The sequence below is a fragment of the Tistlia consotensis USBA 355 genome (assembly GCF_900177295.1).
Lineage (GTDB): Bacteria > Pseudomonadota > Alphaproteobacteria > Kiloniellales > DSM-21159 > Tistlia > Tistlia consotensis.
On the sequence record NZ_FWZX01000085.1, the window covers coordinates 1 to 1,160 of the forward strand.

The 1,160-nt window shown below is 65.6% G+C and carries 1 protein-coding gene; it reads right to left on the reverse strand.

Going from position 1 to position 1,160, the window contains the following annotated elements:
• A partial coding sequence (locus tag B9O00_RS32200; protein ID WP_143596451.1) for a PAS domain-containing protein occupies positions 1-307 on the reverse strand: 307 nt, incomplete at its 3' end.
• Between the last annotated feature and the right edge of the window lie 853 nt (positions 308-1,160).

Genomic DNA, 1,160 nt, shown 5'->3' on the forward strand with positions numbered 1-1,160 from the left:
CCTGGATCCAGACCTCGCGCCCGTCCCTGGCGATGCGCTTGAACTCGCCGGCCTGGTACTCGCCGCGCCCGAGCCCGGCCCAGAACTCCTTGTAGGCGGCGCTTTCGCGCTCCGCCGGGTCGACGAAGATCGAGTGGTGCCTGCCCTTGATCTCGGCCAGCTCGTAGCCGAGCGTCTTCAGGAAGTTCTCGTTGGCCGTGATGACCTTGCCATCCAGCCCGAACTCGATCACCGCCTGCGATTTGCCGATCGCCGAGAGCATCGCTTCCAGCTCCTGGCGCTCGGCGGCCTTGCCGATACGGAACATCGTTCCTCCTTCCTTGCAGCAGAACTCACGGGTCGTGAGTGAACCAGAGGGTCTCGCCTGTCGGCCTCAGCCGCGCGACAGCGGCACGGGTCGTGATCCGCTCAACTTGAGATCACCAGCGCCATTCGGCCCGAATCGGCAGCTCTCGACGGAGACCCGGTCCAGACGGACGCACTCCAGGGATGGCGAATGTTCGCCGCGAGAAGCCGAGAGGATCCTCGGAGCGTTCCAGGACGGCAGCGCGCCACCGGCCCACCCGTCGCCGCCCGGGCCGGCCGCCTGCGGGCCGCGCCGCGTCTTCGATCTGGCGATTGCATGCAGGTCTCCGCTCCTCTTAATTTGGTCCCTAAGGGTTACCCGGATGCTGGCGCTGTTTCGTTAATCAGGCATTAATACCTGTAATAACGCCTACGAGATTAAGAATATTCGGCCGACAATTCGTACAATCAGGTCATCGAAGTTCGATTTTATTTCCCCACAAGATCTCTGTTCTTCCGCGAAACACGCAAACCGGGCGCCACGGACGGAAGCCCCTGGTCTTCGTTGCCGGCGATTCTAGGGACTGCGCCGCTCGGCGATATCCGGCCGTTCGGCTAGGAGCGCGATCTTCCGGACAGCCCGCCTGTCCATCCGGACAGGACGGCTGCGCGGGCGTTCCGATCCGGCGGCCGGACAGGCGAACGGCTCGGCGGATCGCCGAGCCGTTCTTGCCTGCCGAAAGAATCGGGCGGGGCCGCCGCCCCTGCCCGGGCGGTTCGCTACTGCCCGATGGCGGCGGCCTCCTGGGAGGCGCGCTGCATCGAGGCCGACATGTCGTTGGCCACGGCGCTCTGCTCCTCGACCGCCGCCGCGG